Source organism: Burkholderia sp. MSHR3999 (assembly GCF_000833595.1).
Classification (GTDB): Bacteria; Pseudomonadota; Gammaproteobacteria; order Burkholderiales; family Burkholderiaceae; genus Burkholderia; species Burkholderia ubonensis.
Genome location: NZ_JRFO01000002.1, coordinates 310,863 through 333,140 on the forward strand (window position 1 = coordinate 310,863; position 22,278 = coordinate 333,140).

Sequence of the window (22,278 nt, forward strand, 5' to 3'; positions counted from 1 at the left end):
GGCCGGGACATGGCGGACGTTCGCGGCCCGATGACGCCTCGGGCCGCGCGCCGCCCTGTCAAAGCAGGGATGATTGCAGCGGCGCCCGGTGCTCGTGCACCTTGAGGATGCGGTATTCGTTCTTGAGCCCGTCATCGCCGATGATCTGAATTTGACGAAGATCGACCACCAGCACGTCCCCTTTTCCGAATCGTTCGCCGGCATTGACCTTTGCAAGGAATTCCTCGTCATCCAGGGCAGCGAAGAACGGATATGTTCCATCGTGTACGCGCCACTTGTTGCCGTCCTTGAACACAACGGATTCGAGGAGGAGTACCTTTCGGCCCACCACGTCCGAAACGACTTCGCCCGCTTCTTCGAAGATGGCGAATGTGCCGAGTTCATCGTTCTCGATTGCGAGTTCGACCTTGGTGCCTCGAACAATACCGAAGCTGGTAATTCCGTCCCGCTCCAATGGGGACAGGGTCTTCTGCAAACTGACCCGCACCGTTTTGCTTCGATAGAGGCGATATACCGCTTCTTCGACCTCGAGCGATTCCTTTTCCGTCACCCAGATTCTTACGTTCGAACCCGTCGGCTCGATTCGATGCGGTCGGTTGCCTCGCAATTTGCGAATGAGACCGATCAGTCCTCCGCTGCCGACGATGCCAAGTGCGCCAAGGATGGCAAGCGCATTGCTGAAGGCAGCGGCGTTTGGTCCAGCGAAGATGTCGCGAATCTGGTTGGCTAACGACTGGATGAAAATCAGCTCGGAATGAAACGAACCAGCTTTGAAGCTTCCTTTGACCTCCAGCCGAACCTCGGTATTGTCGCCATTGAGTTCCTTGTTGGCGAACGAGAATAGATCCGCGATCGCGACCAGCGCCGGGGCAAGGTCGCGCACATCCATGCGGTGCTCGGTCAGCGCTGGCCCGTCGTAGACGACATTGAACTGTTCGTGATCGGTCGTTCGTGTCATTTCGAAGAAGGGAAGGTGATTGAATTGCGCGAGCCGGATGGGCGCCTGGGGTCCATTGTTGACCGACGCAAAGGGAATTCGAGAGGCGGGAGATTCATTCGTTGGCGATCAAGGTTGAGTAAGGACTATCAACCTAAATGGTTCCAACGATCAAAGGAATGAGACGTGACCGAAAATTGCGCGAAAGCCTGACAAAATCTCAAGCAGCGGGTAACGCGTCGCGTGAATGCGGTGAACGCGTTCAGGTGACGCGGGCGCGGCGGAGAGGATGCCGGCCCGCGCCGGACCGCCCGGTTCCGGCCGGGCGGTCAGGGCCCGTCACCGAAGCGGCAGGCCCCGAACCGTCAAACAGCGAGGCAGAGGTACTTGATCACGACGTAGTCGTCGATGCCGTAGTGCGAGCCTTCGCGGCCGAGGCCGGACTGCTTCACGCCGCCGAACGGCGCGACTTCGTTCGAGATCAGGCCGGTGTTGACGCCGACCATTCCGTACTCGAGCGCTTCGGCGACCTTCCACACGCGGCCGATGTCGCGGCTGTAGAAGTATGCGGCGAGGCCGAACTCGGTGTCGTTCGCGAGGCGGATCACTTCGTCGTCGCTGCCGAACTTGAACAGCGGCGCGAGCGGCCCGAACGTCTCTTCCTTCGCGACCTTCATCGCCGGCGTGACGCCCGTCAGCACGGTCGGCTCGAAGAAGCCGTGGCCGAGCGCGTGGCGCTTGCCGCCCGTGACGACGGTCGCGCCTTTCGCGAGCGCGTCCTCGATGTGCGCCTCGACCTTCAGTACGGCCGCTTCGTTGATCAGCGGGCCTTGCGTGACGCCCGGCTCGGTGCCGCGCCCGACCTTCAGCTGGCCGACCGCCGCCGCGAGCTTCTGCGCGAACTGGTCGTACACGGCTTCGTGCACGTAGAAGCGGTTCGTGCACACGCAGGTCTGGCCGCTGTTGCGGTACTTCGACGCGATCGCGCCCTGCACCGCCGCGTCGAGGTCGGCATCGTCGAACACGATGAACGGCGCGTTGCCGCCCAGCTCCAGCGACACCTTCTTGACCGTCGGCGCGCATTGCGCCATCAGCAGGCGGCCGACCGGCGTCGAGCCGGTGAACGACAGCTTGCGCACGACCGGGTTCGACGTCAGTTCGCCGCCGATTGCTTTCGGGTCGCCCGTCACGACGCTGAACACGCCGGCCGGCACGCCCGCGCGCTCGGCCAGCACGGCCATCGCGAGCGCGGAGAACGGCGTCGCCTCGGCCGGCTTCACGACGATCGGGCAGCCCGCGGCGAGCGCCGGGCCGACCTTGCGCGTGATCATCGCCGCCGGGAAGTTCCACGGCGTGATCGCCGCGCACACGCCGACCGGCTCCTTCGTCACGACGATGCGCTTGTCGTTCGCCGGCGTCGGGATCGTATCGCCGTACACGCGCTTGCCTTCTTCCGCGAACCATTCGAGGAACGACGCGGCATAGCCGATTTCACCCTTTGCCTCGGCCAGCGACTTGCCTTGCTCGGTGGTCAGGATCAGCGCCAGGTCGTCGGCGCTTTCCATCATCAGGTCATGCCACTTGCGCAGGATCGCCGCGCGTTCCTTCGCGGTCTTCTTGCGCCACGCGGGCCATGCGGCGTTCGCGGCGTCGATCGCCTGGCGCGTCTCGGCCGCGCCCAGCACCGGCACGACGCCGACGAGGCCGCCCGTCGCCGGGTTGCGGACCTCGAACGTCTCGCCGTTCGCCGCGCCTTGCCATGCGCCGTTGACGTAGGCCTGCTGGCGGAACAGCGACGGGTCCTTCAGGGAAAGGGATTCCTGGACAGAGCTCATATGGATTGCCTGCTTTGAAGATGAAACGGCCGCCGCCGTCGTCACGACGGCGGCGGCGCGATCAGTTGACTGGACCTCAGGCCGGCACGCCGACCGTTTCCTTCAGCACGTCCTCGAGGATCACGAGCGCTTCGTCGAACACGGTTTGCGGAATCGTCAGCGGGAACAGGAAGCGCACGACGTTCGAGTACACGCCGCACACGAGCAGCAGCAGGCCGCGCTCGAGCGCGCGCGCCTGCACGCGCTTCGTGAATTCCGCATCGGGCTCGCCCGAACCCGGCTTCATGAACTCGACCGCGATCATCGCGCCCGGGCCGCGCACGTCGGCGATCTGCGGCACGTCGGCCTGCAGCGCGTTCAGCTTCGCCTTCAGCACGTCGCCGAGCTGCGTCGCGCGCTCGCACAGCTTCTCTTCATCGATGATCTCGAGCACCGCGTGCGCCGACGCGACCGCGAGCGGGTTGCCCGCGTAGGTGCCGCCGAGGCCGCCGGGGGCAGCGGCGTCCATCACGTCCGCACGGCCGACGACGCCCGACAGCGGCATGCCGCCCGCGAGGCTCTTCGCCATCGTGATCAGGTCGGCCTGCACGTCGTAGTGTTGCATCGCGAACAGCTTGCCGGTGCGCGCGAAGCCCGTCTGCACTTCGTCGGCGATCAGCAGGATGCCGTGCTCGTTGCAGATCTTGCGCAGCGCGCGCACGAATTCCGCAGGCGCCGGGTTGAAGCCGCCTTCGCCCTGCACCGGCTCGAAGATGATCGCGGCGACGCGCTTCGGATCGATGTCGGCCTTGAACAGCATCTCGATCGCCTTGATCGAATCGGCGGTCGTCACGCCGTGCAGCGCGGTCGGGTACGGCGCGTGGAACACGTCGCCCGGGAACGGGCCGAAGTTCAGCTTGTACGGCGCGACCTTGCCGGTCAGCGCCATGCCCATCATCGTGCGGCCGTGGAAGCCGCCCGAGAACGCGATGACGCCCGGACGGCCGGTCGCCGCGCGCGCGATCTTGATCGCGTTCTCGACGGCTTCGGCGCCGGTCGTGAAGAACGCGGTCTTCTTCGTAAAGTCGCCCGGCGCGCGCGCGTTGATCTTCTCGGCCAGCTCGACGTACGACGCGTACGGGACGATCTGGTACGCGGTGTGCGTGAAGCTGTTCAACTGGTCGGCGATCGCCTTGACGATCTTCGGATGGCGGTGGCCCGTGTTCAGCACCGCGATGCCGGCGGCGAAATCGATGAAGCGGCGGCCTTCGACGTCCCACAGTTCCGCGTTCTCGGCGCGGGCTGCATAGAAATCGCACATCACGCCGACGCCGCGCGGGGTGGCGGCGTTCTTGCGGGCCTGCAGGTCGGCATTCTTCACGGTCATCTCCTTGATGTTTCGTATCCGGTGGGAAGGGATCGGGCGCGCTCCGGCAGCCCATGACGGCGACTATAATCAGATTTGGCTCTGACAATCAGAGCCATTTCAATAAATAGTTAGGAGCCAATCATGCGGGCAAGCGTGTTGTCGGACTGGCTGGCGCAGCGTCTCGTGCGCGGCGGTGCGCAGCCGATCTACCGGCAGCTGCACCGGCTGCTGCAGCAGGCGATCCTGTCGCGGGAGCTGCCGGCCGGCACGCGCGTGCCGTCGTCGCGGCTGCTGGCGGCCGAACTCGGGATCGCGCGCAACACGGTCACCCAGGTGTACGAGCAGCTCGCGCTCGAAGGCTATGTAAGTTCGGCGACCGGCCGCGGCACGTTCGTCGCCGACAGCGCGCCGGACGAGCTCGTCGGCGTGCCGGCGGACGCCGCGGGCCTGACGCCGGCCCCGCGGGCCGCCGCGCGGCCGCTGTCCGCGCGCGGCGCGCGGCTCGTCGAGGGCGCGGGCGTGTCGAAGCGGCAGGGCGGCGCGTTCATGCCGGGCGTGCCCGATGTGTCGCGATTTCCGGCGCGCGTGTGGACGCGCCTGCACAACAAGTACTGGCGGCGCCTGCGCCCCGATTTGCTGACCTACGCGCCGGGCGGCGGGCTCGCGCTGCTGCGCGAGGCGCTGGCCGACTATCTGCGCACGTCGCGCTCGGTGCGCTGCGCGCCGGAGCAGATCGTGATCACGACCGGCATCCATCAGTCGATCGATCTCGCGGTGCGGCTCCTGACCGATCCGGGCGACGCGATCTGGACCGAAGACCCGTGCTACTGGGGCGTGCGCAGCGTGCTCAACGTGTCGGGGCTCACGACGCGGCCGATTCCGGTCGACGACGAAGGCATCGCGCCGTCGGCCGCCGATCTCGCCGAGCCGCCGAAGCTGATGCTCGTCACGCCGTCGCACCAGTATCCGCTCGGGATGGTGATGAGCCTCGCGCGGCGCCGGATGCTGCTCGAATATGCGCGCCAGCACCACTGCTGGATCATCGAGGACGACTACGACAGCGAATTCCGCTACGGCAGCCGGCCGCTCGCGTCGCTGCAGGGGCTCGATACGGCGGGGCAGGTGATCTACGTCGGCAGTTTCGGCAAGACGCTGTTTCCGGGGCTGCGGGTCGGCTACCTCGTCGCGCCGGAGCCGCTCGCGGAAAGCTTCGCGACGGCGAGCGCGGAGCTGTACCGGGAAGGGCAGCTGCTGCAGCAGGCGGTGCTCGCGGAGTTCATCGCGGAAGGGCACTTCGTGTCGCACATCCGCAAGATGCGCACGCTGTACGGGCAGCGCCGCGAGATGCTGCTCGACGCGGTCGCGCGCCGCTACGGCGATACGCTGCAGGCGGCTGGCGGTGACGCCGGGCTGCACCTGGTGACGCGGCTGCCGGACGGCGTCGACGATCGCGCGGTCGCGCAGGCCGCGCTCGCGCGCAACATCGTCGTGCGGCCGCTGTCCGGGTATTACGCGGACCCGGCGCGCGCGGCGTCGGGGCTGCTGCTCGGCTACGCGTGCGTGCCGGAGGAAGAGATCGCGCCGGCGTTCGCGACGCTGGCGGAGGCGATCGACGAGCGGGCGTTCGGGCGGACGGCGGTCGCGGCCGCGTGACGGCGGCGCGCTCGCGTGCGATCACAGCCGGATCAGCGCCGCCCCCGCGACGACCAGCGCGCACGCGACGAGCCGCTGCGCGCCGGGCCGCTCGCGCATCGCGAACCAGCCGATCGCGACCGCGAAGATCGAGCTCGTCTCGCGCAGCGCCGACACGGTCGCGACCGGCAGGTGCCGGTACGCGAGCACGACGATCCCGTATGCGACGAGCGAGATCGTGCCGGCCACGACGCCCTGCCGCACCGCGTCGCGCGACCCGAACACGCTGCGCGGGCCGCCGCGCACCGCGCACACCAGCAGGATCTGCGGCACGCTCCACAGCAGGTACACCCACGCGACGTAGCCGAGCGCGCTGCCCGCGACGCGCGCGCCGATGCCGTCGCAGATCGAATACGCGGCGATGAACACGCCCGTCAGCAGCGCATAGGGCACGCTTTCCCCGGAGAACCTGAACCCGCGCCGCAGCGCGAGCGACATGATGCCGAACGACACGAGCACGATGCCGGCGAAGCCGAACGGCGTCGGCCGCTCGTGCAGCGCGGCGAACGCGAGCACCGACACGAGCAGCGGCGACAGGCCGCGCGCGATCGGATAGATCTGCCCGAACTCGCCGCTGCGGTATGCGCGCGCGAGCGTGAAGCAGTACGCGACCTCGAGTGCGGCGGACGCCGCGACATAGGGCCATGCGGCGCGCTCCGGCGCCGGCAGCAGCCACGCGCCCGCGATGCCGAACGCGAGATACGGCAGCGACATCGTGCCGAGCTGCGCGAGCCGGTCTTCGCTGACGTGCAGGAACGCGTTCCAGACGGCGTGCAGCAGCGCGGAGCACAGCACGAGGGCGATGAAGAGGTGGTCCATGACAGACGGTCAGGCGGTCGAGGGGGGCGGATGCGGACGGCGCCGTCATTATGTGGGCGGCGGGCACGCCGGCGAGGAATTGTCGATAATAGAACGTTGTTATTCACCTGATGCCGACGATGACCGAAGCCACCCAGACCCCGCCCGCCGTTCCGCGCCTCACGAGCCTGTCTCATGGAGGCGGCTGCGGCTGCAAGATCGCGCCTGGCGTGCTGTCCGAGCTGCTGAAGCGCGCGGCGCCGCCCGCCCTGTTTCCGGACCTGCTCGTCGGCACCGAAACCTCCGACGATGCCGCGGTCTATCGCCTGAACGACGAGCAGGCGATCGTCGCGACCACCGATTTCTTCATGCCGATCGTCGACGATCCGTTCGATTTCGGGCGGATCGCGGCGACCAATGCGCTGTCCGACGTCTACGCGATGGGCGGCAAGCCGCTGCTCGCGCTCGCGCTGGTCGGCATGCCGATCAACGTGCTGCCGCACGAGACGATCGCGGCGGTGCTGCGCGGCGGCGAGTCCGTCTGCGCGGACGCCGGGATTCCGGTCGCGGGCGGCCATTCGATCGACTCGGTCGAGCCGATCTACGGGCTGGCGGCGATCGGCGTCGTGCATCCGTCGCGCGTGAAGCGCAATGCGGCCGCGCGCGCGGGCGACGTGCTGGTGCTCGGCAAGCCGCTCGGCGTCGGCGTGCTGTCCGCCGCGCTGAAGAAGAACCAGCTCGACGACGCCGGCTACGCGCAGATGATCGCGACCACGACCAAGCTGAACCGGCCGGGCGCCGAGCTGGCCGCGCTGCCGGGCGTGCACGCGCTGACCGACGTGACCGGCTTCGGCCTGCTCGGCCACACGCTCGAGCTCGCGCGCGGCGCGGGGCTCACGGCGCGCGTGAACTACGCGGCGCTGCCGTGGCTCGCGGGCGTCGAGGCGTTCGCGGCGGCCGGCGTGTTCACCGGCGCGTCGGGCCGCAACTGGACGGCCTACGGCGCGGACGTGCGGCTCGGCGACGCGCTGCCGCCGGTCGCGCAGGCGCTGCTGACCGATCCGCAGACGTCGGGCGGCCTGCTCGTCGCATGCTCGCCCGATGCGGTCGACGACGTGCTCGCCTGCTTCCGCGCGGACGGTTTCGATCGCGCGGCGGTGATCGGCGAGATGACGGACGGGCCGGCCCGCGTCGACGTCGCCTGACGTACTTTCCCCGGACATTTTTGCGGCCGCTAGAATCGGCGTTTTCCATCGAAGACGTCGATTCCCAATGAACGACTTCCTGTTCGGGCTGATGATCGCGCTGTCGGTCGGCCCCGTGGCGCTGATGATCGCGAACTACGGGATGCGCGCCGGCACCGCGAGCGGCGTGCGCGCGGCGGCCGGCGTCGCGACGGCCGACGGCTGCTATGCGGTCGTCGCCTTCACGATCGGCGCGCTGCTCGCGAGCACGCTCGCGTCGCACCTGTCGCTGTTCCGTCTGGCGGGCGCGCTCGTGCTGCTCGCGATGGGCGCGCGGATGATGTGGCAGGCGCTGCGGGATCGCCGCCGCACGCTCGACGGCGACGCGCCTGCGCCCGGCAGCCGCCCGTTCACGTCGATGTTCTTCGTCACGCTCGCGAACCCGCTCACGATCCTGCTGTTCTACGGCTACGCGACGGCTGCCGCCGCCGCGCATCGTCACTGGCTGCTCGGCGCGGCGTGCGTGTTCGCGGGCAGCCTCACCGGCCAGCTCGTGTTCGCGTTCGGCGGCAGCGCGATCGGCCGCCTCGTCAAGTCGCCCGCGCTGCTCGCCGCTAGCCACGTCGTCGCGGCGCTCGTCGTGCTCGGGTACGGGGTTGCGGGGCTCGCTCGGTTGTAGCCGACACTCGTCTCGATAGCATTCCTCACGTTCTCGCGGAACCGGTCGCGCTGCGTCGGCGGGTGTTCGGCCCGCCATCGCGCATCGCAATCGGGTTCCGCATCGGACACGGACCGTTCTATACTCCGTCGCGCAGTCTCCGAGAGTCGTTCACACTCAACATCACTCGTACAAAGACACAAAGGACGCCGATGCTGACTCGCTCCATTCTTTCCGCCGCCGCCTTCTCGCTCGCCGCCTGCGCGACCGCGCCGTCGATCGCGCAGGGCAACAATGCGGACCAGTCGTTTGCCGACACCGGTGCACAGGGCCGCCCGGTCAAGGTCATGATCGTCACGATGTTCGCGCCGGAAGGCCAGGCCTGGCTCGACCGCCTCGGCCCGTGGCGCGACGTAACGGTGCCGGGCCTGTCGCCCGATTACCCGGCGGTCCACTGCAACAAGCAGGACGTATGCGTGATGACGACCGGCATGGGCTATGCGAACGCCGCGGCGTCGATCATGGCGCTGACGTTCTCGCAGCGCTTCGATCTGCGCCGCACGTATTTCCTGATCTCCGGCATCGCGGGCGTCGATCCCGCGCAAGGGACGGTGGGCTCCGCCGCGTGGGCGAAGTACCTCGTCGATTTCGGCCTGCAGTGGGAGCTCGACGCGCGCGAAATTCCCGCCGGCTGGAACTCCGGCTATCTCGGCATCAACACGAAGAGCCCGAGCGACAAGCCGCCGCTCGACTACCGCAGCGAGGTGTTCCAGCTCAATCCGCAACTGGCCGACGCCGCCTACGCGCTGTCGCGCAACGTCGTGCTCGCCGACAGCACGCAAGCGCAGGCCGCGCGCGCGAAATTCAGCTACGCGCCCGCGAACCAGCCGCCGTCGGTGATCCGCTGCGACACGTCGTCGGGCAATACGTGGTTCTCGGGCACGCTGCTCGGCGAGCGCGCGCGGCAATGGACCAAGATCCTGACGGACGGCAAGGGCACGTACTGCATGACCGCGCAGGAAGACAACGCGACGTTCGAGGCGCTGAAGCGCGCGGCGAGCGTGAAGCGGGTGGACCTGTCGCGCGTCGCGGTGCTGCGCACCGGCTCCGATTTCGACCGCCCGTATGCGGGGCAGACGAGCGTCGACAACCTGCTGAACTACGCGGACCAGGGCGGCTTCGTTCCGGCGACCGAGAACCTGTACCGCGCGGGCAATCCGCTCGTGCAGGACATCGTGTCGCACTGGGGCGAATGGCGCGACGGCGTGCCGCGCCGTTGACGCACTGTTTGCGTCAGTGCGATTGCGGGCGGAACGGCGTCCAGACCGGCGTATCGCTGTTCCAGTGATCGAGCGGCGAGGGCAATTGATCGTTCATGATGCGCAACTCCTGCAAGTAACCGATTGATGTGATTCATGACGCCGCGCGCGGGGCGACCCGACGCGCGGCGTCGCGCGTTTACCGGCCCGCGCCTGCGAGCTGGTTGCCTTCCGGCGTCGGACGATACGGGCGCGGCACGAGGTCGAGCCCTTGCGCGTATGACGTGGCCTTGCGGATGTACGCGACGGTCCCGTCGCGCTGCGCCTGTTCGAGTTCCGCGCGGACTTCGGCGCGGGTGCGCGGGCCGTTGCTTTGTGCGTACAGCGACGTATTGCCGTAATCGCCTGCGTGGCCCGTGTCGGTGTCGGCGAAGGCCGGCGCGGACACGACGAGTGCGAGGGCAAGGGTGGAGAGCAGACCGCGGCGTTTCATGATGGGACTCCTGTCGATTCGATGCGAATGCTGCTGCGCGACAGGATCTACTCTAAGAGCGCGAGCGCCGTCGATAAATGGCGTTGCGGTGAATTGAATTGTCGCCTCAATGGAACAATCGGAAACCGCACCCTCGATAGGGATTTCGCTCGACGCCTTGCAGCGCGGGGCCAAGCAGGACAACGCACATGCCGTTTCGGGGGCGCCGCGTGCGCCGCGCAATTCGATTGGTGCTATCGGCGCAATGGTCTTCTGCGAATCATGGAGAAACGGCGCATGCTGCGATGCGCCGTCGTCAGTCGCTTCCGGGCGTCTCAGCGCGTCGCGCGGCCTGATGCGCCCCTTATGCGACCCACTCGTTGAGCACCGGCGTGTCGAGCGCCGGCGCGCGTTCCGCTTCCTCGAACGTGCGCTTGCTGCACGTCGCGTCGAGGCTGCCCTTGCCGCTCAGGAGCGGGCAGCGGTCGAACACTTCGGCGATCCAGTCGACGAACACGCGCACCTTCGGCGACAGGTGGCGGCTGTGCGGATAGACGACCGAGATCGGCATCGGCAGCGGCTTGATGCCGGGCAGGACTTCCTTGAGCCGGCCCTCGCGCAGGTGCGGCAATACCATGAACAGCGGCGGCTGCACCAGCCCGAAGCCTTCGAGCCCGCACGTCACGTAGGCGTCCGCGTCATTCACCGACACGACGCTGTCCATCTTGATCTCGACTTCCTTGCCGTCGATCAGGAACGTCCAGTCGATCACGCGGCCCGTGCGGCTCGAGAAGTAGTTGACGGCCTTGTGCTGGCTCAGGTCCTCGATCGACTGCGGCTCGCCGTACTTCTCGAGATAGGCGGGCGACGCGACCGACGTGCATTCGAACAGGCCGATGCGGCGCGCGACGAGCGACGAGTCCTGCAGCGCGCCGACCCGGATCACGCAGTCGACGCCTTCCTGCAGCAGGTCGACCGGGCGGTCCGACAGGCCCAGTTGCAGGTCGATGTCCGGATAGCGCGAATGGAATTCACACAGCGAAGGAATCACGAGCAGCCGCCCGATCGAGCCCGGCATGTCGATACGCAACTTTCCGTGCGGCTTGCGGTTGTTGTTCTGGAAGCTCGCCTCGGTTTCCTCGACGTCCGCGAGAATCCGCACGCAGCGTTCGTAGTACGCGGCGCCGTCGGGCGTCAGCGACAGCCGGCGGGTGGTGCGATGCATCAGCCGCACGCCGAGGAATGCCTCCAGATTCTGGATGATGGTCGTGACGGACGCCCGCGGCAGGCCGAGCGTCTCCGCCGCCTTGGTGAAGCTGCTCGTGTCGACGACGCGTGTAAACACCTGCATGGCCTGAAGCCGGTCCATCGCAACCTCCGCATTTGACGGGCCGAACAAAGAGGCTGCGTTGCCTCGAAAGCAAACGCAGCCCGTGATTGTTCGGAGTCGTTGAATTGTGTTGCCGGATTATAGGCATTTATCCGGATGTCTGCCGGACCCAGAATGCGTTCCATCTTGAAATGGATGCCGTTTCCTCATGGACGCCTCTGAATTCAGCAAATTCCTGAAAGCCGCGCTGCCGGTGGAACCCTGCGCCGGCGCGGCTCTGACGGTCACCGAGGTCGAAATTCCCGGCTACGCGCAGGACATCGCGCTGCGCTTGTACCGTCGCCCGGACAAGACCGGACTGCCGGTAGTGCTTTATTTCCACGGCGGCGGGTTCGTGCGCGGCACGCTCGACGATGCCGATTTCGCCGCGCGCTTTTTAGCAGAACGCTTACCGGCGCTCGTCGTCTCCGTCGATTATTCGCTCGCGCCGGCCCATCCGTTTCCGGCTGCGCCGGAGGACGCGTATCGCGCGGTGATCTGGGCCGCGACCCGCGCCCGCGCGTTCGGCGGCAATCCGAAGAAGATCGGCGTCGCCGGCCACGACGCGGGCGGCCAGCTCGCGAACTGCCTCGCGTTCATCGCGCGCGACCGCGGCGAGGTGCCGATCGCCGCGCAGGCGCTGTTCGGCCCGATGCTCGACCCGAGCATGACGCGCATCGGCGACGCCGAGCGCCTCGCGTCCGACATCACCGCGCGCGAATGCGCGGCGTGCTATCGCGCGTACCTGCCGCAGGCGGCGCAGCGGATGCACCCGTACGCGGCGCCGCTCGAATCGGTGCGCCTCGCGGGCCTGCCGCCGACGCTGATCGTCACCGCGCAGAACGACGTGCTGCACGTCGAGGCGGAAAAGTATGCGGGCTGCCTGATCGAATCCGGCGTGCTCACGCAGGTGATCCGCTATCCGGATATCACGCACGCGGCGCTTGCGACGCACGAGCTCGCCTTCGAGGAAGCCGTGCGCTTCTTCCAGTGCCGCTTCCAGGCGCGGCAGCCGAACCGAACCGCGAATTGAACCGAATAACCAATCCAATCCACGTTCACTGGAGATCTACATGGCCATCCTACGCACCCCTCGTTCCCGGATCGCAGCCGCGGTCGCGACGCTCGCCGTCGTCGGCCTGGGCACGTTCGGCGCGATCCGCGTCAGCGCGAGCGCGCCGGAGAAGCCGGCGGCGCCGCTGCCGGAAGTCGACGTCGCGACCATCGTGCCGCAGACCGTGACGGACTGGCAGGCCTATTCGGGCCGCCTCGAAGCCGTCGAGAAGGTCGACGTGCGCCCGCAGGTGCCGGGCACGATCGTCTCGGTCAATTTCAAGGACGGCGCGCTCGTGAAGAAAGGCGACGTGCTGTTCGTGATCGATCCGCGCCCGTACCAGGCCGAAGTCGACCGCGCGGGCGCGCAGCTCGCGGCCGCGCAGGCGCGCAACGGCTACGCGCAGAGCGACTGGCAGCGCGCGCAGCGGCTGATCGGCGACAACGCGATCGCGAAGCGCGACTACGACGAGAAGCAGAACGCGGCGCGCGAGGCGAGCGCGAACCTGAAGGCCGCCGAGGCCGCGCTCGAGACCGCGCGCATCAACCTCGGCTATACGCGGATCACCGCGCCGGTGGCGGGCCGCGTGTCGCGCGCGGAGATCACGCTCGGCAACGTCGTGTCGGCGGGCGCGTCGGCCGCGCCGCTGACGACGCTCGTGTCGGTGTCGCCGATCTACGCGTCGTTCGACGCGGACGAGCAAACCTACCTGCAATACATCGGCGGCGCGCGCGACGGCCGCAAGGTGCCGGTCGAGCTCGGCCTCGCGAACGAAGCCGGCTATTCGAGGAGCGGCGTGATCGACTCGGTGGACAACCGGCTCGACACGTCGTCCGGCACGATCCGCGTGCGCGCGCGCTTCGACAACGCGGACGGCTCGCTCGTCCCGGGCCTCTACGCGCGCGTGAAGGTCGGCGGCAGCGCGCCGCACCAGGCGCTGCTCGTCGACGACGCGGCGATCAACACCGACCAGGACAAGAAGTTCGTGTTCGTCGTCGACCAGCAGGGCCGCGTGTCGTACCGCGAAGTGCAGCCGGGGATGCAGCACGGCAACCGGCGCGTGATCGTCAGCGGCATCGCCGCCGGCGACCGCGTGATCGTGAACGGCACGCAGCGCGTGCGGCCGGGCGAGCAGGTCAAGCCGCACATGGTGCCGATGACGGGCGCAGATGCACCGTCGGCGCCGTCCGCGCCGCTCGCCGACAACGCGAAGCCCGCCGCGCCGGCCAAGGCGAATTCGTAAGGGGCGCACCCGCCGCGCATTCGCGTCGAACCAGACAGAGCCAGCCATGAACATATCCAAATTCTTTATCGACCGGCCGATCTTTGCAGGAGTCCTATCTGTGGTCATCCTGCTTGCCGGGGTGATCGCGATGTTCCTGCTGCCGATTTCGGAATACCCGGAAGTCGTGCCGCCGTCGGTCATCGTCAAGGCGCAGTATCCGGGTGCGAACCCGAAGGTGATCGCCGAGACGGTCGCGTCGCCGCTCGAGGAGCAGATCAACGGCGTCGAGGACATGCTGTACATGCAGTCGCAGGCAAACAGCGACGGCAACATGACGATCACCGTCACGTTCAAGCTCGGCACCGATCCGGACAAGGCCACGCAGCTCGTGCAGAACCGCGTGAACCAGGCGCTGCCGCGCCTGCCGGAGGACGTGCAGCGGCTCGGCATCACGACGGTGAAGAGCTCGCCGACGCTGACGATGGTCGTGCACCTGATCTCGCCGGACAACCGCTACGACATGACCTACCTGCGCAACTACGCGCTGATCAACGTGAAGGACCGCCTGTCGCGGATCCAGGGCGTCGGCCAGGTGCAGCTGTGGGGTTCGGGCGACTATGCGATGCGCGTGTGGCTCGATCCGCAGAAGGTCGCGCAGCGCGGCCTCGCCGCGGAGGACGTCGTGCAGGCGATCCGCGAGCAGAACGTGCAGGTCGCGGCCGGCGTGATCGGCGCGTCGCCGTCGCTGCCGGGCACGCCGCTGCAGCTGTCGGTGAACGCGCGCGGCCGCCTGCAGACGGAGGAGGAGTTCGGCGACATCGTCGTGAAGACGACGCCGGACGGCGGCGTCACGCACCTGCGCGACATCGCGCGCATCGAACTCGACGCGTCCGAGTACGGGCTGCGCTCGCTGCTCGACAACAAGCCGGCCGTCGCGATGGCGATCAACCAGTCGCCGGGCGCGAACTCGCTGCAGATCTCGGACGAGGTGCGCAAGACGATGGCCGAGCTGAAGCAGGACATGCCGGCGGGCGTCGACTACAAGATCGTCTATGACCCGACGCAGTTCGTGCGTTCGTCGATCAAGGCCGTCGTGCACACGCTGCTCGAGGCGATCGCGCTGGTCGTGATCGTCGTGATCGTGTTCCTGCAGACCTGGCGCGCGTCGATCATTCCGCTGATCGCGGTGCCGGTGTCGATCATCGGCACGTTCTCGCTGCTGCTCGGCTTCGGGTATTCGATCAATGCATTGTCCTTGTTCGGGATGGTGCTCGCGATCGGGATCGTCGTCGACGACGCGATCGTCGTCGTCGAGAACGTCGAGCGCAACATCGAGAGCGGGATGAGCGCGCGGCAGGCGACCTACAAGGCGATGCAGGAGGTGAGCGGGCCGATCATCGCGATCGCGCTGACGCTCGTCGCCGTGTTCGTGCCGCTCGCGTTCATGTCGGGCCTGACCGGCCAGTTCTACAAGCAGTTCGCGATGACGATCGCGATCTCGACGGTGATCTCGGCGTTCAACTCGCTGACGCTGTCGCCGGCGCTGTCCGCGATCCTGCTGAAGGGCCACGGCGACAAGGAGGACTGGCTGACGCGCGTGATGAACCGCGTGCTCGGCGGCTTCTTCAAGCGCTTCAACAAGGTGTTCCATCGCGGCGCGGAGAACTACGGGCGGGGCGTGCGCGGCGTGCTGTCGAGAAAGGCGGTGATGCTAGGCGTGTACGTGGCGCTGGTCGGCGCGACCGTGATGGTGTCGAAGATCGTGCCGGGCGGCTTCGTGCCCGCGCAGGACAAGGAATACCTGATCGCGTTCGCGCAGCTGCCGAACGGCGCGTCGCTCGACCGCACCGAGAAGGTGATCCGCGACATGGGCTCGATCGCGCTGAAGCAGCCGGGCGTCGAGAGCGCGGTCGCGTTCCCGGGCCTGTCGGTGAACGGCTTCACCAACAGCTCCAGCGCGGGCATCGTGTTCGTCACGCTGAAGCCGTTCTCGGAGCGGCACGGCAAGGCGCTGTCGGCCGGCGCGATCGCGGGCGCGCTGAACCAGCAGTACGGCGCGATCAAGGATTCGTTCGTCGCGGTGTTCCCGCCGCCGCCGGTGCTCGGCCTCGGCACGCTCGGCGGCTTCAAGCTGCAGATCGAGGACCGCGGCGCGGTCGGCTACGCGAAGCTCGCCGATGCGACCAACGACTTCATCAAGCGCGCGCAGCAGGCGCCGGAGCTGGGGCCGCTGTTCACGAGCTACCAGATCAACGTGCCGCAGCTCAACGTTGATCTCGACCGCGTGAAGGCGAAGCAGCTCGGCGTGTCGGTCACCGACGTGTTCAACACGATGCAGGTGTACCTCGGCTCGCTGTACGTGAACGACTTCAACCGCTTCGGCCGCGTGTACCAGGTGCGCGTGCAGGCGGATGCGCCGTTCCGCCAGCGCGCGGACGACATCCTGCAACTGAAGACGCGCAACGCCGCGGGCGAGATGGTTCCGCTGTCGTCGCTCGTCAACGTGACGCCGACGTTCGGCCCCGAGATGGTGGTGCGCTACAACGGCTACACGGCGGCCGACATCAACGGCGGCCCGGCGCCGGGCTTCTCGTCGGGGCAGGCGCAGGCGGCGATCGAGCGGATCGCGCACGAAACGCTGCCGCGCGGCGTGCGCTTCGAGTGGACCGACCTCACGTACCAGCAGATCCTCGCGGGCGATTCGGCGATCTGGGTGTTCCCGATCAGCGTGCTGCTCGTGTTCCTCGTGCTCGCCGCGCTGTATGAAAGCCTGACGCTGCCGCTCGCGGTGATCCTGATCGTGCCGATGAGCATCCTGTCGGCGCTCACCGGCGTGTGGCTCACGCAGGGCGACAACAACATCTTCACGCAGATCGGCCTGATGGTGCTGGTCGGGCTGTCGGCGAAGAACGCGATCCTGATCGTCGAGTTCGCGCGCGAGCTGGAGCACGACGGCAGGACGCCGCTGGAGGCGGCGATCGAGGCGAGCCGGCTGCGGCTGCGGCCGATCCTGATGACGTCGATCGCGTTCATCATGGGCGTCGTGCCGCTCGTCACGTCGACCGGCGCGGGCGCGGAGATGCGTCACGCGATGGGCGTCGCGGTGTTCTTCGGGATGCTGGGCGTGACGCTGTTCGGCCTGATGCTGACGCCGGTGTTCTACGTCGTGCTGCGCACGCTCGCGGGCGGCAAGATCCACGTCGCCGGCAAGGACTCGGCCGGCTATGGCGTGCCTGCGCCCGATGCTTGAGGACTACAAAATGGACAACTCGAAGACTCAATCCGGTTTGATGCGCGTGGCGAGGCTCGCGGCGGCGAGCGGCCTGCTCGTGTCGCTGCTCGCCGCGTGCGCGGTCGGGCCCGACTACAAGCGGCCGGATGCTGCAACGCCCGCCGCGTTCAAGGAAGCGCCGACGCTCGCGCCGGGCGAGCAGGCCGGCACGTGGAAAACCGCCGAGCCGTCGGACGCCGCGCATCGCGGCGAATGGTGGAAGGTGTTCGGCGATCCGGTGCTCGATGCGCTCGAGGCGCAGGCACTGGCCGCGAACCAGAACCTGAAGGCCGCGGCGGCGCGCGTCGAGGAAGCGCGCGCGGCGACCCGCGCGGCGCGCTCGCAGTGGTTCCCGCAGGTCGGCGTCGGCTTCGGGCCGACGCGGCAGGGGCTGTCGTCGGCGTCGCAATCCCTGCCGCAAGGCAGCGGCCCGACCACCTCGACGCTGTGGCGCGCGCAAAGCACGGTGTCGTATGAAGCGGACCTGTTCGGCCGCGTCGGTCGCAACGTCGAGGCGTCGCGCGCGGATCAGGCGCAGAGCGAGGCGCTGTTCCGCTCGGTGCAGCTCGCGCTGCAGGCGGACGTCGCGCAGAACTACTTCGAGCTGCGCCGGCTCGATTCCGACCAGGACCTGTACCGCCGCACGGTCGAGCTGCGCGATCAGGCGCTGAAGCTCGTGCAGCGCCGCTTCAACGAAGGCGACATCAGCGAGCTCGACGTGTCGCGCGCGAAGAACGAGCTGGCGACCGCGCAGGCCGATGCGGTCGGCGTCGCGCGCCGTCGCGCGGCGTCCGAGCATGCGCTCGCGATCCTGCTCGGCAAGGCGCCCGCGGACTTCGCGTTCAAGGAGACGCCGCTCGTGCCGGTCGGCGTGAAGATCCCGGCCGGCCTGCCGTCGGCGCTGCTCGAGCGTCGCCCCGACGTCTCGGCGGCCGAGCGTGCGATGGCGGCGGCGAACGCGCGCATCGGCCTCGCGAAGTCCGCGTACTTCCCGAAGCTCGACATCACGGGGGCGTTCGGCTATGAGGCGTCGACGCTCGGCAGCCTGTTCATGTGGTCGAGCCGCACGTTCCTGCTCGGGCCGTTCGCGGGCACCGCGCTGACGCTGCCGCTGTTCGACGGCGGACGGCGCGCGGCGGGCGTGCAGCAGGCGCGCGCGCAGTACGACGAGCAGGTCGCGAACTACCGGCAGCAGGTGCTCGTCGCGTTCCGCGAGGTCGAGGACAACCTGGCCGATTTGCGGCTGCTCGACGACCAGATCCGCGCGCAGGATGCGGCCGTCAACGCGTCGCGGCGCGCGGCGAAGCTGTCGCGCACGCAGTACCAGGAAGGCGAGGTCAGCTATCTCGACGTGATCGACAGCGAGCGCTCGGTCCTCGTGTCGCAGTTGCAGGCGAATGCGCTGACGGGCACGCAGGCGGTGTCGACCGTGAACCTGATTCGCGCGCTCGGCGGTGGCTGGGGTGATGCGCCGGCGGCGGTGGGTGATGCGGCGCGCAAGGAGGATGTTGCGGCGCGTTGAGCGGGCGGCACGCGTGGCGGCTCGGGATGGGCCGCCGGGGCAGGTGTGTAGCGAAGAACCCCGATTCGTGGTGACGCGGATCGGGGTTTTTTATCGGGTCGTCGAGGATTATCGGGGAACACGGGGCCGATTGTCGGCGTACGGCCACTTTCGGTCGTTCAACCGCGCGCTCAGGCGGACGTTCGAATGTCCGTTGCGTCTTGGATAACGGATGTTCCCTCGGTCGCGTCGCTACTTGACGTACTTCAACAGCCCGCTGTCGGGCAAGCCCCAGATTCGTCCAACATTGCTGGTCGACAAAGCCGGACGTGCTCGCGATTACCCATCACGAGCGTCAAGCGATCGGGCAACCCGAAAGCCAAGATCATCGATTGCAAATGTCGGATGACTACGACGTCGATTCGTAGCAAGGCAGCCTCGTTCGGCATCAGCCCAACCACCGCCACGAAACACGCGATACGAACCATAGACTTCCGGGTCGTATAGGTCGTCGCACCACTCCCAAACGTTTCCTAGCGTGTCGAAAAGCCCCCAGTCATTTGCTTGCTTTTGACCCACCTCATGCGTGTGCCCCCCCGAGTTTTCTCTATACCAGGCTATATCGCCGAGTTTGCCGTATCTCGGACCATTTGTTCCGGCGCGGCAAGCGTACTCCCATTCAGCTTCGGTGGGCAGGCGATAGCCGTTACCTTCCGGGACAAGAGAAGCCCCCGTTCCATCGCCATGAAATTCATAACAGTCGAGAAGGCCGGCCGCCTTTGAAAGCATGTTGCAGAACCGGGCGGCATCAATCCAGGATACGTTGACTACTGGACATTGCGCGGCGACATTTGACGATGGCCATTGTCCGGTTACCGCAGCATATTGCGCCTGAGTGACGGGATAGCGGCCGATCAAAAAGTGCGGTAGGTCGACAGACCATCTACGGCCAATTCTGTCGTCCCTCAATGCAATCGTTCCTGCGGGAACGCGTATCGTTTGTATATCGAGTGTTTCAGACAGATGTTCCATTTTCTCCATGACAATAGAAGCTGCTTACAGCGGCAAAGGCCTCCAATGCAGTATCTCACAGGGCTTACCTCGCGTTATCGGAAGCAGCACGAGTGGGTAGCGAGGTGCGCCCAAACGAAGGATGCGTTGGATCAAAAGCGCGCGCGTTCGATAGCCGGACGAAGCTGACGTCGCGCGAGCGACTGTTGTATGTTGGAAGCCGTCATTGTCGTCGAGCTGGGGCGACGGGTCGAAGTGGGTCGATCCGCGCCAGTTGCGCGTTGCGGGGCGGCGGCAGGCCGCGATCGACCATAAGCGGTCTGTCGCAATTCTGGACCACGGCTTCGCTTTAGTCCTGATTGCGGTCATTCAGCTCGACATAAGGGAGTGATCACATAGCTCCAAGAAGCGCCATTCGTGGCCGGCAGCTATGTCACGCCCATCGCGCGGGCCTCAAGCTCGGGGCCGCGTACAGGACATGCGCGTCCTTGCCAACGGCAAGTCTGTGCGTCAGCCGTGCTGAGATAATGGACTGTGCTAAGTTCGAGACCGCCACATCAACAGATTTGCCCCAGGAATCCCATGGATTACTTCGCGGCAGTACGGGCCTTCGTCCGCGCAGCTGAACTGGAGAGTTTCAGCAAGACGGCCAGTGACCTGGCCGTCAAGACATCGACCGTCTCACGCTACATAAGCGAACTGGAAAAAGATCTAGGCATAGCCCTGTTCAACCGGTCGACGCGCGGACTCGTCTTGACAGAGGGCGGCCGACTCTTTCGCGAACGCGCAGTTTTTGCGTTGCAAGCACTCGACGAAGCGCGGGAAGCGACATCATCGCTGAATCGCTCGCCGAAAGGCCTGCTCCGCGTGACGATACCGCCTGCATTCGGACGGCTGCACGTCGTGCCGCATCTGCCAGCCTTCATGGCGTGTTATCCCGACATCGACCTCGACATCGTCTCGACGGACGAAACGCTCAACATGATCGACGCGGGCGTCGATGTCGCCATTCGTACCGGCGTGATGCCAGATTCGTCACTGATGGCGAAGCGCCTCGCGCCACATCGCCGTATCGTGTGTGGCAGCCCCGCGTATTTCGGGCGTAGCGGCACTCCACGTACCCCCGACGATCTGCCAGCCCACGATACGCTTCGTTTGTCGCTGATGCCCGACGACAAATGGTCATTCACACGTCGCCGCGCAGATTTGCGGTCGGCGCAGAAAGTGCCTGAGCCGGTGATGGTCGAACTGAAAGGCCGATTGCGCGCAGATGACCAGGAAGCCGTGCTCGCACTCGCGGTGGCCGGTTGCGGTTTGGCGCTTCTGCCGACCTGGCTGGCGTCCGCGGACTTGCGCGCGGGAAAGTTGCAGCAGGTGCTGCCAGAATGGGAGGCGCGCATCGGACGAGCTGAACCCGCAGTCTGGGCGGCGTACCCGCCCAAAAAAATCGTTTCGTCCAAAGTGCGCGCCTTCGTGGACTTCTACGCCGAAGCGTTCGGCGAGCCGCCGTACTGGGACGACGGACTCGAGTCGGAGCGCGCTCCTTAACGGGCGAAGCGGATGTCCAGCGTGCGGAGATATGTCTGCAAGCCCGCATCCTGGATCGGAATCACATACGCGTTGTCATCGGTTTCATTGAAATGCGCGTGCCAGTATCCCGGCGGCGTCACGAACGCCATGCCTGCTTCCCAATCGACGCGAGTGGGATTCACGATATTGCCCTCTGCGTCGAGTTCGGTTCCGACTAACGTGTAGACGCCCGGCCCGCCGCCGGCGATGAAGTCGAGCGCAATCGACTGGTGCCGATGCGGTTTCTGCACCGAACGCGGCGGCACAATGCCGAACATTGCCCACAGCACGTGCGTCACCGTGCGCGTCTGGGGAAAGTTGGCGTTGCCCAACAGTACACTGATGCGGTTGCGGCGGCCTGCGTTGCTTTGTTCCGCGACTTCGCGCAACGCCGCCTGCGCCTCTGCTGCCGGATAGCGTGTGGGCGAAAAGCGCGCCTGTACCTGGGTTGCACCGAGGTAGCTCAGCAATGGCGCATCGTTGACGTAATACAGTGTGGCGGTCGCATCCGCACGGAGCACAGCAGAGATACCGCCGGGAAGCGTAAAGAAGTCGCCCTGCGCGAACGGAAAGCGCGTTGCGCCTTGTTCCACCCGGCCCGTTCCGCTGATCACGTAGCAGACCTGCGAGGTCGCGATCGGATCGAACTTCAAGGCTTCGCCAGCCTCAATGCGCAGGAAGTTGGCGCTCAAGCCCGGGCCGGTCGCGGGACTGGAACACCCGAGCTCGGCGGACAGGTCGAGCGGCACGACCCGAGTCGGGCCGTCGGAGTAGAGCGAAGGCGGAAAATCGCGAAACGGCACGCGCGAGATAAGTTTCGCGCCGATCGGATTGGCGGATGAAGTGTATTCGAAGTATTGCGCGTCTTCGGTCGCCACCTCGGGGTTGGTGGCAAGTGTGGGTGATGTCCTGGTCAGCATGATTGTTCCTTTCGAATGTCAAGGAAGCTTCGTGCGGGCCCGCTCTGGAGGAAAGCGCCGCATCCGAAGGCTGACCTCACTGTATTTGCGGGGAACTGGCGCCAGAAGTACCGAACATCGAAATCACCATTGCGCAAAAGGTACACCCTGCCTGTTCCAGGCATGGCGGATTCCC

17 protein-coding genes are annotated in these 22,278 nt (G+C 66.7%); 9 read left to right on the forward strand and 8 right to left on the reverse strand.

Annotated elements, in window-relative coordinates:
- Window positions 1–58: 58 nt before the first annotated feature.
- From KY49_RS12130 to KY49_RS12140, 3 genes are all read right to left on the reverse strand, one after another.
- Window positions 59–958, reverse strand: a complete 900-nt coding sequence (locus KY49_RS12130; RefSeq protein ID WP_042584899.1) for a hypothetical protein — start codon at window positions 956–958, stop codon at window positions 59–61.
- Window positions 959–1,302: 344 nt separating this feature from the next.
- Window positions 1,303–2,772 (reverse strand): NADP-dependent succinate-semialdehyde dehydrogenase, encoded by a 1,470-nt coding sequence (gabD, locus tag KY49_RS12135; RefSeq protein WP_042584900.1) that lies wholly within the window; start codon window positions 2,770–2,772, stop codon window positions 1,303–1,305.
- A 76-nt stretch (window positions 2,773–2,848) separates the two neighbouring features.
- Window positions 2,849–4,132, reverse strand: a complete 1,284-nt coding sequence (locus tag KY49_RS12140) for a 4-aminobutyrate--2-oxoglutarate transaminase (RefSeq protein WP_042585001.1) — start codon at window positions 4,130–4,132, stop codon at window positions 2,849–2,851.
- Between the two features lie 129 nt (window positions 4,133–4,261).
- Here KY49_RS12140 and pdxR point away from each other — a divergent pair, with 129 nt between their 5' ends.
- Complete coding sequence (gene pdxR, locus KY49_RS12145) at window positions 4,262–5,773, forward strand: MocR-like pyridoxine biosynthesis transcription factor PdxR (RefSeq protein WP_042584901.1); 1,512 nt, start codon at window positions 4,262–4,264, stop codon at window positions 5,771–5,773.
- Between the two features lie 21 nt (window positions 5,774–5,794).
- On the opposite strand, the gene KY49_RS12150 is transcribed toward pdxR, so the two are convergent.
- Complete coding sequence (locus tag KY49_RS12150; protein ID WP_042584902.1) at window positions 5,795–6,631, reverse strand: DMT family transporter; 837 nt, start codon at window positions 6,629–6,631, stop codon at window positions 5,795–5,797.
- Between the two features lie 119 nt (window positions 6,632–6,750).
- Here KY49_RS12150 and selD point away from each other — a divergent pair, with 119 nt between their 5' ends.
- From selD to KY49_RS12165, 3 genes are all read left to right on the forward strand, one after another.
- A complete protein-coding gene (gene selD / locus KY49_RS12155) occupies window positions 6,751–7,815 on the forward strand; it encodes a selenide, water dikinase SelD (RefSeq protein WP_042585002.1) in 1,065 nt (354 codons plus the stop codon).
- Between the two features lie 67 nt (window positions 7,816–7,882).
- A complete protein-coding gene (locus KY49_RS12160) occupies window positions 7,883–8,473 on the forward strand; it encodes a LysE family translocator (RefSeq protein WP_042584903.1) in 591 nt (196 codons plus the stop codon).
- 191 nt (window positions 8,474–8,664) lie between these two features.
- Complete coding sequence (locus tag KY49_RS12165) at window positions 8,665–9,732, forward strand: purine-nucleoside phosphorylase (RefSeq protein WP_042584904.1); 1,068 nt, start codon at window positions 8,665–8,667, stop codon at window positions 9,730–9,732.
- A 178-nt stretch (window positions 9,733–9,910) separates the two neighbouring features.
- Here the strand turns inward: KY49_RS12165 and KY49_RS12170 are convergent, their stop codons facing one another.
- Together KY49_RS12170 and ceoR are read right to left on the reverse strand one after the other, a co-directional pair.
- Window positions 9,911–10,204 (reverse strand): DUF4148 domain-containing protein, encoded by a 294-nt coding sequence (locus tag KY49_RS12170; RefSeq protein WP_042584905.1) that lies wholly within the window; start codon window positions 10,202–10,204, stop codon window positions 9,911–9,913.
- Window positions 10,205–10,547: 343 nt separating this feature from the next.
- Entirely contained in the window at window positions 10,548–11,552 is a 1,005-nt protein-coding gene (gene ceoR / locus KY49_RS12175) for a putative multidrug efflux transcriptional regulator CeoR (protein WP_010090076.1), read from the reverse strand.
- A 169-nt stretch (window positions 11,553–11,721) separates the two neighbouring features.
- Between ceoR and KY49_RS12180 the strand changes: the two genes are divergently transcribed.
- Genes KY49_RS12180 through opcM form a run of 4 tightly spaced genes read left to right on the forward strand, consistent with a single transcriptional unit; the run spans window position 11,722 to window position 18,624 of the window.
- Window positions 11,722–12,585 carry an alpha/beta hydrolase gene (locus KY49_RS12180; RefSeq protein ID WP_042584906.1) on the forward strand — a complete coding sequence of 288 codons (864 nt, stop codon included), beginning with the start codon at window positions 11,722–11,724 and terminating at the stop codon, window positions 12,583–12,585.
- 40 nt (window positions 12,586–12,625) lie between these two features.
- Window positions 12,626–13,849: an efflux RND transporter periplasmic adaptor subunit gene (locus KY49_RS12185; RefSeq protein ID WP_042584907.1), complete on the forward strand. Its 1,224-nt coding sequence runs from the start codon at window positions 12,626–12,628 to the stop codon at window positions 13,847–13,849.
- Window positions 13,850–13,895: 46 nt separating this feature from the next.
- The gene (gene ceoB / locus KY49_RS12190) at window positions 13,896–17,081 is read left to right on the forward strand and encodes a multidrug efflux RND transporter permease subunit CeoB (RefSeq protein WP_042584908.1); all 3,186 of its coding nucleotides are present in this window, start codon (window positions 13,896–13,898) and stop codon (window positions 17,079–17,081) included.
- Window positions 17,082–17,091: 10 nt separating this feature from the next.
- Window positions 17,092–18,624: a multidrug efflux transporter outer membrane subunit OpcM gene (opcM, locus tag KY49_RS12195; RefSeq protein WP_042585003.1), complete on the forward strand. Its 1,533-nt coding sequence runs from the start codon at window positions 17,092–17,094 to the stop codon at window positions 18,622–18,624.
- Window positions 18,625–18,942: 318 nt separating this feature from the next.
- On the opposite strand, the gene KY49_RS35400 is transcribed toward opcM, so the two are convergent.
- On the reverse strand, window positions 18,943–19,644 hold the full coding sequence (locus KY49_RS35400) for a formylglycine-generating enzyme family protein (RefSeq protein ID WP_071734288.1): 702 nt from the start codon (window positions 19,642–19,644) through the stop codon (window positions 18,943–18,945).
- Window positions 19,645–20,196: 552 nt separating this feature from the next.
- On the opposite strand from KY49_RS35400, the gene KY49_RS12200 reads away from it, so the two are divergent.
- Window positions 20,197–21,162, forward strand: a complete 966-nt coding sequence (locus KY49_RS12200) for a LysR family transcriptional regulator (protein WP_042584909.1) — start codon at window positions 20,197–20,199, stop codon at window positions 21,160–21,162.
- Here KY49_RS12200 and KY49_RS12205 read toward each other — a convergent pair.
- Window positions 21,159–22,103, reverse strand: coding sequence for a cupin (locus KY49_RS12205; RefSeq protein ID WP_042584910.1), 945 nt, complete (start codon window positions 22,101–22,103; stop codon window positions 21,159–21,161). The two genes, KY49_RS12200 and KY49_RS12205, sit on opposite strands and share 4 nt — an antisense overlap.
- Window positions 22,104–22,278: the final 175 nt, after the last annotated feature.